Annotated in this window: 10 protein-coding genes; 4 read left to right on the top strand and 6 right to left on the bottom strand. The window is 59.6% G+C overall.

The window, feature by feature from the left end:
- Nucleotides 1–361: 361 nt before the first annotated feature.
- The 4 genes from RBR25_RS04905 (at nt 362) to RBR25_RS04890 (ending at nt 4013) form a co-directional block, all read left to right on the top strand.
- Nucleotides 362–1357: an MlaD family protein gene (locus RBR25_RS04905; RefSeq protein WP_432818416.1), complete on the top strand. Its 996-nt coding sequence runs from the start codon at nt 362–364 to the stop codon at nt 1355–1357.
- Nucleotides 1354–1974: a PqiC family protein gene (locus RBR25_RS04900; protein WP_432818415.1), complete on the top strand. Its 621-nt coding sequence runs from the start codon at nt 1354–1356 to the stop codon at nt 1972–1974. The genes RBR25_RS04905 and RBR25_RS04900 overlap by 4 nt, the downstream gene beginning before the upstream one ends.
- Before the next feature lie 261 nt (nt 1975–2235).
- On the top strand, nt 2236–3168 hold the full coding sequence (locus RBR25_RS04895) for a hypothetical protein (RefSeq protein WP_432818414.1): 933 nt from the start codon (nt 2236–2238) through the stop codon (nt 3166–3168).
- 197 nt (nt 3169–3365) lie between these two features.
- The gene (locus tag RBR25_RS04890; protein ID WP_432818413.1) at nt 3366–4013 is read left to right on the top strand and encodes a zinc ribbon domain-containing protein; all 648 of its coding nucleotides are present in this window, start codon (nt 3366–3368) and stop codon (nt 4011–4013) included.
- A 101-nt stretch (nt 4014–4114) separates the two neighbouring features.
- Here RBR25_RS04890 and RBR25_RS04885 read toward each other — a convergent pair whose 3' ends face one another.
- The 6 genes from RBR25_RS04885 to RBR25_RS04860 form a co-directional block, all read right to left on the bottom strand.
- Nucleotides 4115–4648, bottom strand: coding sequence for a GreA/GreB family elongation factor (locus RBR25_RS04885; protein WP_432818412.1), 534 nt, complete (start codon nt 4646–4648; stop codon nt 4115–4117).
- Nucleotides 4649–4664: 16 nt separating this feature from the next.
- Nucleotides 4665–5621, bottom strand: a complete 957-nt coding sequence (locus RBR25_RS04880; protein ID WP_432818411.1) for a DUF808 domain-containing protein — start codon at nt 5619–5621, stop codon at nt 4665–4667.
- 42 nt (nt 5622–5663) lie between these two features.
- Nucleotides 5664–5849, bottom strand: a complete 186-nt coding sequence (locus tag RBR25_RS04875) for a hypothetical protein (protein WP_432818410.1) — start codon at nt 5847–5849, stop codon at nt 5664–5666.
- Nucleotides 5850–5918: 69 nt separating this feature from the next.
- The gene (gene mutM / locus RBR25_RS04870) at nt 5919–6734 is read right to left on the bottom strand and encodes a bifunctional DNA-formamidopyrimidine glycosylase/DNA-(apurinic or apyrimidinic site) lyase (protein WP_432818409.1); all 816 of its coding nucleotides are present in this window, start codon (nt 6732–6734) and stop codon (nt 5919–5921) included.
- Nucleotides 6727–7224, bottom strand: coding sequence for a WbuC family cupin fold metalloprotein (locus tag RBR25_RS04865; RefSeq protein ID WP_432818408.1), 498 nt, complete (start codon nt 7222–7224; stop codon nt 6727–6729). The genes mutM and RBR25_RS04865 overlap by 8 nt, the downstream gene beginning before the upstream one ends.
- Nucleotides 7224–7736, bottom strand: a complete 513-nt coding sequence (locus tag RBR25_RS04860; protein ID WP_432818407.1) for a YchJ family metal-binding protein — start codon at nt 7734–7736, stop codon at nt 7224–7226. Before RBR25_RS04860 ends, RBR25_RS04865 begins: the two co-directional genes overlap by 1 nt.
- Nucleotides 7737–7739: the final 3 nt, after the last annotated feature.

The raw sequence follows: 7739 nt of genomic DNA, 5'->3' as shown, positions 1-7739 counted from the left end.
GACCTGCTTGATGGTGGCGTCGACATCAATGTTTTCAATCGTCATTCTTGCGTCACCCGCGTATGAGATGACGCATTGTAACACGGGTTTTCAGGACGGAATTTTTGTCCCTGTAGCGCATTCTGCCGTCATGAAATTTTTGAGCCGGACCGGGGGATAGCTCATCTCTCCATCATCCCCCAGGGAGGAGCGCGGTTCTCCTGAGAGGTCTTTGCGCACCCCTCGAACAAGGCGTGCAGAGTTTACAAAAATGACATAAAAACCGTGTCAAGAACTTTTTTCAAATTTCGTGCTGAATAGTTACACCGCATCATCCTCTCCCAGTATCTGCTTTAGATTCGACGAAAGGAATTTTGCCCTGATGAATGCAAAAGGCAACAAAGCGGTTATCGGCGCCTTTGTCCTCGGCGCCCTCGCCCTGGCGGTGGCCGGGGTGATTCTCTTCGGCTCGGGGCAGTTCTTCACCCCGCAGAAAAAATACGTCATGTATTTCGACGGTTCGGTCAAAGGGCTCTCGGTGGGCGCACCGGTAGTCTTTCGCGGCGTGAAGATCGGCTCGGTCGTCGATATCGTTCTGCAGGGGGATATGGACGACATGACCTTTCGCGTACCGGTCGTCGCCGAGGTCGACCTGAGCCGGTTTCAGATCACCAACGGCGCATCGGATTCGGCCGACTACCATCAGGCTCTCATCGACCGGGGACTGCGCGCCCAGTTGCAGACCCAGAGCCTGGTCACCGGGCAGCTTATGGTCTATTTCGATTTTTACCCCGAACGTCCGGTGCGGTTGCTGCCGGATGCGACGGGCTTTGCCCAAGTCCCGACCATTCCTTCCACCGCCGACGAACTCGCCCAGAAGCTGGAAGAGCTGCCGCTTCGGGAGCTTTTGGAACGAACCAACAGCCTGGTCGGCGGACTGGAACGTCTGGTGAACTCTCCGGAGATTCAGGAAGCCCCACGCCAGCTGAATCTGACCATCGCCGAGGCGCGAACCCTACTGCATAAGATCGGTCGGGAGATCGAACGAGTCTCCAACGATGCACGGGGAACCATCACCGCCGCCACCGCCACCATCCGCCACGCCGACCGGGTATTGGAATTCAAGGAAGGCGCTCCTGCGGAACTTGTGCAAAGCTTCGACCGCACTCTGGAGGAGGTCCGCGGCTCGCTGGACAAATTCGATGAAACCCTCGATGCCGTGGCCAAGGCCGCCTCGGACGAACGTTCCCTCTACCCGCTGCGCGCCGCCCTCAAGGATCTGGGAGAAGCCTCCCGCGCCTTCGGCGCCCTCGCCGACTATCTCGACCGCCATCCCGAGGCCCTGTTGCGCGGCAAAACCCATGTGGAGGAGAAATGACCTCGAAGATCTCGCGCCTGGCGCCACTTTTTTTCATCCTTTCTCTCACCTTGCTGCTGAGTGCCTGTGGCAAAACCCCTTCGGCCCGTTTCTACACCCTGGCCGCGCTGGCCGAATCCGCCGGCGAAAAAGCTGAGCCCTCCTCCCGGGAAACACGCCGGATCGTCGCCGTCGGCCCCGTCGCCCTGCCCGCCTACCTCGATCATCTCGCCATCACCACCCGCGCAGGGACGACCGTTCTCAAGCGTTCGGAACTCGACCGCTGGGGTGGCTCCCTGCCGGATGATACGGGCCGGGTGCTGATCGAGAACCTTGAGCGCCTGCTTCCCGGCAACCGTTTCCTGGTGCTGCCTTGGCTGGAAACGGCTACGAGCGATTACCGGACGCAGCTTAATATCACCCGTTTCGACGGCCCGACCGCCGGGCCGGTCGAACTCCACGCCGCCTGGCTGATCTTCACCGGCAACGACCCGGCTCCCGTCGCCAGCGGTTCGGCAACGTTCGTCGAACCCCTCGCGGGGGAGGGCTTCGCGGCAACGACCGAGGCTATGAGCCGGGCGCTCCTGGGTTTGAGCCGACGCATTGCCGACGAGATCCGCAACATCCCAAAGCGCTGATCCCAGTCATGGGATCAGTGTTCCGGGATATCCGGCATAAAACCCTCGCAAGAGTCGACGAAAGCCTGCGGGATTTTTATTGAATCCCTGCGAAAACCCTTGCGAGCAGTCAGAGCGCCGTGCTATAGCGATAAAGGTTGATCGCCCTGAAAGCCCCCTCCCGGAGCTTCAGGGCGTTTACTCTTTTCTCCTCCGCCTCTCCGAAGCGAAGAAACAGGAGCCGGACCCATCTGAAGAATCACTCTCATCGTGAGTTCAGTCATGCTATCGTTCATCCAATCCATGTTTAACGGCCATTCCGACCCAGAAAAGGAACAGATCGCCGCCGCCATCGAGCAGGCGGTGGAAAACACCGACCCCTGGATTCGCGCCGTATCGGGCTACAAAAAGAAACTGTGGCCGGCGGTGGAACGAGCCATCGCCTACCTGGACGAACAGGTGGAGGGCATGGCCCCGCCCCTCTCCCTCGACCCCTCGCGATACGGCGATGATCCGCGACTGCGCGCTTTCTTCATCTCCTCAAACGCGCTACGCAAGGTTCTCAACAGCGATCCCTGTCTTTCGGAATACCGCCAGAAGCAGGGGAAACCGCCCGCATACGCTCTGCTCTCGATGATCAAACAGGAAAAAACGGTCTTCGGCGCCGAAATATCGGGGAGCGTCATTCTCCACGATGTCGCCCAGATCACCGTCAGCTTCGAAAATCACCACCTCTTCGCCCCCTTCGACTCCGATAAGGCGACCCGCGACAAGATCAAAGAACTCGCCTTTGCCCGACTTCTGCACTTGGCTCTGATGCGCATTACCCTGCTCAAAGCCGAATGCGCCGGCAAGGAGCGGAGAAATGCCCTTCTTCAGGCCCAATCCGGACTGCAACAACATCTGCGCCGTGGGATAGACGATCCCCCCCATATCGCCGTTCCAGTTCCGGAGATGGCCCGGGCCCAGGTCTGCCGCAGTCTTCCGAAAAATGCCCGGGAAGACCGGCTTCTCGATGCCTATCTGGAAATTCTCCGGGAAGTGCTGAGCCAGCCCGAAAAGCACCTCTGGATTCAGCGGGAAGCGCTCATCGTCGACCGCATGGGAATCAAGCGCCGCGAGGTCCGAGGGGACGCCCTGGAAATCTACCTCGATCTCCTCTGCAACAGCGAAGGACACAGCCACGTGATTTCCTTGGTTACCCTGCCCCGTTAGTCTCCCCATCGACCAAGGCCGCCCTCTTTTCCCCGGCAAAAACCGGACGCCTGATCAACTGGGTCACCCCAGCCGCAGAGGTTAGCAAATAGTTCGTTACTGGCTGGATCAATGCAACTTATTCTTGATCCCGCCCCTTAAAAATCGCTAAACTTCATTTCTGGTTTTTGCGCCATTCCATTTCCCAGGAGGTCAACATGTCCGATCCCGTTCAACCCGAAGAACAATCCGAAAAAAAAGTCGACGACAAGTCCATTCCCCCACTCCAGACGGAAAAAGTCATCTCCGATCTGCGCGACATCTTCAGTGCAGCGACTCTGAAATGGAAAGACCAGATTGCTTCGCTGTCGGTGGTCACCCTGGTGCTGATTCTGGTCTGCTGGATTCCCTTCGCCAACATCGCCTTTCTTGCCGGCTACCTGCGCACGTTGCTAAAAACGCTGCGTGGTGAGAAAGCCGCGGTCGGGGACCTCTTCTCGGCCTGGGACTGCTTCGCGCAGATACTGGTCTACGTCATCATCGTCTTGGTGGCGGTCCTCGCCCTCGGCTACCTGCCGATCATCGGCACCATCGCCGGAATCCTCATCTCCATCGTTGTTTCTCCCGGCCTTTATGCCGTGGTCGACAAACAGATGGGGGCCATCGACGCCTTCAAATGGAGTTTCGAAACGGTCAAGCGCGACATGTATACCTGGGCGCTGGTCGTCGTTCTCGGCAGCATCCTCTCCAGCATCGGTGCCGCCGTCTTCGGTATCGGCCTCATTCTCACCATCCCTTGGGGGAATCTGGCCATTGCCCTGCTCTACGAGCGCAACAAGAACTTCTTGCTGGCGGAAAAGGTCTGATTCCGACATCCTGTTGACGGAACAGCCCCATCCAAAAAAACAACGCCCCGGCGGAGATGACAATCCGCCGGGGCGTTGTTTTTTCAAAAGAAATCGATTTTTCAGCCGTCTTCTTCCGCGCCGTCGTCTTCCTCGGAAGGGGGCACCCTGCCAATGGCGATGGGCCGATATTCGACTTTGAGGATTTCCAGTTCGCGCTCCCCCTTGGGCGCCGAGAAGGTCACCACATCCCCTTCGCGCTTGCCGAGCAGCGCCTTGCCGAGAGGGGAAACCCAGCTGATCACCCCTCGCCCCGGGGCCGTTTCGTCGATGCCGACGATGCTGTAGTCCTTTTCCTCGCCCCCCTCGTCCACCGTGACCGTCGCCCCGAAGAGGACTTTCCCCCCAGCGATCTTGCCCTGCGCTGCCGGGTCGATAATCTGGGCCGACTCCAGCCGTTTGGAGAGAAAGCGGATGCGTGAATCAAAGCGGCGCAGGGCGCGTTTGGCGTATTGGTAATCGGCGTTCTCGCTGCGGTCGCCGTTGCCGGCGGCCCATTCGGCAGTACGGGCCATTTCCGGCCGCTTCGTATAAAGCAGATCGCGCAGTTCCTCACGCATCGTTTCGGCACAGGCGGGGGTCATGTAAATCGACATAAAAGGGATTCTCCCGTCAGACCGGATTGCGAAATTTCCCGATGACATTCCGGACAGGAACGACGGTCGCCAGCACCAGAGCCCCGGCGACCACCCCGGCCAGGGCGTTCAAGACCGTCGGGGTCAGCGCCGCCAGCAGACCGCCGAGGACCGGCACTCCGTGGACCGCTTCCGCCGCGCCGTGCAGCACGTCGTGGGAACCGGGCAAGCCGTGAACGAGAATTCCACCACCGACCATGAACATGGCCACCGTTCCGGCCACGGACAAGGTCTTCATGAGCTTGGGGGCCAAACCCAGCAGACCTCGCCCCAAGGCGCGACACAACCGCCCCCCCCAATCGCTCGATTGTACCTTGAGTAGAGCCAGACCGGCATCGTCAAGCTTGACGATGCCGCCAACCAGGGCATAGACGCCGACCGTCATAATCAAAGCGATACCAGCCACCACCGCGACCTGGGTACCCAAGGCTGCGCCCTGTACCGTGCCCAGGGCGATGACGATGATTTCCGCCGAGAGAATGAAATCGGTGCGGATTGCGCCCTTGATTTTTTCTTTCTCGTAAGCCACCAGATCAATCTCCGGATTGCTCAGCACCTCAAGCTGTTCCTCGTGCTCGGCCTGATCCTCGGCGCGGCTGTGCAGAAACTTGTGCGCCAGTTTTTCAAACCCCTCGTAACAGAGAAACGCTCCACCGACCATCAGCAGCGGCGTGATCGCCCAAGGAGCCAGGGCGCTGATGACCAGCGCCGCCGGCACCAGAATCAGCTTGTTCCTGAACGATCCCATGGCCACCGCCCAAACCACCGGCAGTTCCCGGTCAGCGCTGATGCCGGAAACCTGTTCGGCATTCAGGGCGAGATCGTCACCCAATACGCCGGCGGTCTTTTTGGCGGCGACCTTGGTCATGGTCGCCACGTCGTCGAGCAGACTGGCGATATCATCGATCAAGGCCAACAGACTGGTACCAGCCACAATGCAACTCCTGGGAAAGTGGTTAAAAATTAAACAACGGAATCACGCGTCGAAGACCGCGCCCTTTTCGGCCATCTCCGCCAGTCCTTCGACCACCCAGCCCAGATCGTAGGACTGGCCGCATTCGGGACAGATCAGGCCGATCCGCCGGCCTTTTTCCTGCTCACGAAAATAGAGGTGAAACCCCTTGGCATAACCGCAGACGCGGCAGACTCTGAATTCAGACATAGCAACCTCGCGAATCCGATGTTGGTGGTTAGACGCGCCGACTGATGGAAACCGACATCCTTCTCTCTATCAATGCTGGCAACGGGAACAGAAAAAACTGGAACGTCCCCCGATGCGTTCTTGGCGGAGCGTATGGCCGCACCGTGGACAGGGTTCCCCTTCCCGACCATAGACCCGCAGACTTAGGGCGAAATAACCGGGCTTGCCGTCGCTGTCGCTGAAATCGCGAAGGGTCGTACCGCCGGCGGCGATGGCTTCGGCAAGGACCGTACGAATGATATCGGCGAGGCGAAGATAACGGTCCCGGGAAATCCGTCCCGTTGCCCGCGCAGGATGAATCCCGGACAGGAAAAGGGCTTCGTTGGCGTAAATGTTCCCGACCCCGACGACGAGACGCTGATCCATGATAAAAGCCTTGACCGGAACTGTGCGCCCCCGGGCACGCTCGTGCAGATAGTCGCCAGTAAAGGCCCCGGCGAAAGGTTCGGGTCCGAGCCCGACCAGCAGTGGATGTTCCTGGGGATCGGCGGTTGTCCATAGAAGCAGACCGAAGCGCCGGGCGTCGTTGAAGCGCAGAACCTGACCGTCGTCAAAGAGCAGATCAAGGTGATCATGCCTGCCTGGAGGCAGATCCCGATCAACGACCCGCAGATAGCCGCTCATGCCGAGATGAAGGATGAGAGTGCCGCCGTCGCAGCGCAGCAGCAAGTATTTGGCGCGACGCTCGACGGCGTGCAGCCGTTGCCCGGCAAGGAGGTCATGCAAGCCGGCGGGAACAGGGAGGCGCAGCCCCGCCACCCGGCTGACGGCGCCAAGGAAAGTCTTGCCTTCAAGACGGGAGGCAAGGCCGCGGCGGACGGTTTCGACTTCCGGCAGTTCAGGCATCTGTGCCTCTTTCGTGAACCCGTCCCGTGAGAAATTCGAGATACTCCTCTGCCTTCTTACTCCCCTCAGCGGGTGCCCAAGGAGCGAAATCCTTGTCGGAAAGGGGGAGATAAGGGCCGGGCTTGGTCTCGAAAAAGACCGTGCCCGGTTCCAGGGAAACAAGGGAATGCCAGGCTCCCGGCGGAATATCGACCCCCCAGCAGGGCCCAGTCGCCGTGAGCGGGATAATCTCCGCAATGTCGCCACCATCGGCGAAAAGGAGCACCGTCATGCGTCCGCGCAGCAGCACGAAACATTCGGGACGAGGGGGATCGAGATGGCGATGCGGACGGACGTAGGTTCCCGGCTCCACGGCATTAAGCAAGCGCTGGCAGGGTTCAAGGTAATCCCTGTGGAAATTGTGGTTGAGCCGTCGCCTGGGCGTGTGCCCTGCGGCACGGGAGAGTTCGTTGAGCAGGCTCTCGTCGATTCGTCGCGAAACCGGCTTCATCAGAAAAAAACCTTATCCTTCACCTGCTCGAAATCGCTCCAGTCGATGTCCTCCACCGCCCCGGAAAACTCGTCGCGCCCCAGTTTCTGGCTGGAATGGTAGCGCCAACCACCATGGGTCATCAGAAACCGGGAGAGCTCGAAGGTCTCTTCCGCCTGCCCGCGAAAACGGGTGGCCAGATAGAAGAGCACCCGCGCCTCTTCCGCGCCGACCTCTTCCTTCAGCACCCGGCACTGGTCGATAGAAAAATCCCGCCCAAGGGAATCCTTACCCAAGGCGATATAGGCCTTGCGGCTAGGGAATTGGGCGCGAAAGTTGGAATCGGGATGATAGGTATCGTAGATGAAAGCGAAATCCCCGGCGGAAAAAGCCTCGCCCCGGCGCTGCACCAGCTCGGACGGCGTGAGATCACAGGGAATCTCGGACGGCGCCGGTTCCCGGTCGAGACAACATTTCTTGTATTTCAGACCGCTGCCGCAGGGACAGGGATCGTTACGACCGACGCGGCTCATGGC

Source organism: Trichloromonas sp. (genome assembly GCF_034006665.1).
Lineage (GTDB): Bacteria > Desulfobacterota > Desulfuromonadia > Desulfuromonadales > Trichloromonadaceae > Trichloromonas.
Note: the sequence above shows the minus strand (reverse complement) of the source record. Positions and strands in the feature narration are given on the sequence as shown.

What these genes read in the sequence shown, in the direction of transcription:
- RBR25_RS04905 (WP_432818416.1), top strand. Translation starts at nt 362, where the DNA reads ATGAATGCAAAAGGCAACAAAGCGGTTATCGGCGCCTTTGTCCTCGGC.
- RBR25_RS04900 (WP_432818415.1), top strand. Translation starts at nt 1,354, where the DNA reads ATGACCTCGAAGATCTCGCGCCTGGCGCCACTTTTTTTCATCCTTTCT.
- RBR25_RS04895 (WP_432818414.1), top strand. Translation starts at nt 2,236, where the DNA reads ATGCTATCGTTCATCCAATCCATGTTTAACGGCCATTCCGACCCAGAA.
- RBR25_RS04890 (WP_432818413.1), top strand. Translation starts at nt 3,366, where the DNA reads ATGTCCGATCCCGTTCAACCCGAAGAACAATCCGAAAAAAAAGTCGAC.
- RBR25_RS04885 (WP_432818412.1), bottom strand. Translation starts at nt 4,648, where the DNA reads ATGTCGATTTACATGACCCCCGCCTGTGCCGAAACGATGCGTGAGGAA.
- RBR25_RS04875 (WP_432818410.1), bottom strand. Translation starts at nt 5,849, where the DNA reads ATGTCTGAATTCAGAGTCTGCCGCGTCTGCGGTTATGCCAAGGGGTTT.
- mutM (WP_432818409.1), bottom strand. Translation starts at nt 6,734, where the DNA reads ATGCCTGAACTGCCGGAAGTCGAAACCGTCCGCCGCGGCCTTGCCTCC.
- RBR25_RS04865 (WP_432818408.1), bottom strand. Translation starts at nt 7,224, where the DNA reads ATGAAGCCGGTTTCGCGACGAATCGACGAGAGCCTGCTCAACGAACTC.
- RBR25_RS04860 (WP_432818407.1), bottom strand. Translation starts at nt 7,736, where the DNA reads ATGAGCCGCGTCGGTCGTAACGATCCCTGTCCCTGCGGCAGCGGTCTG.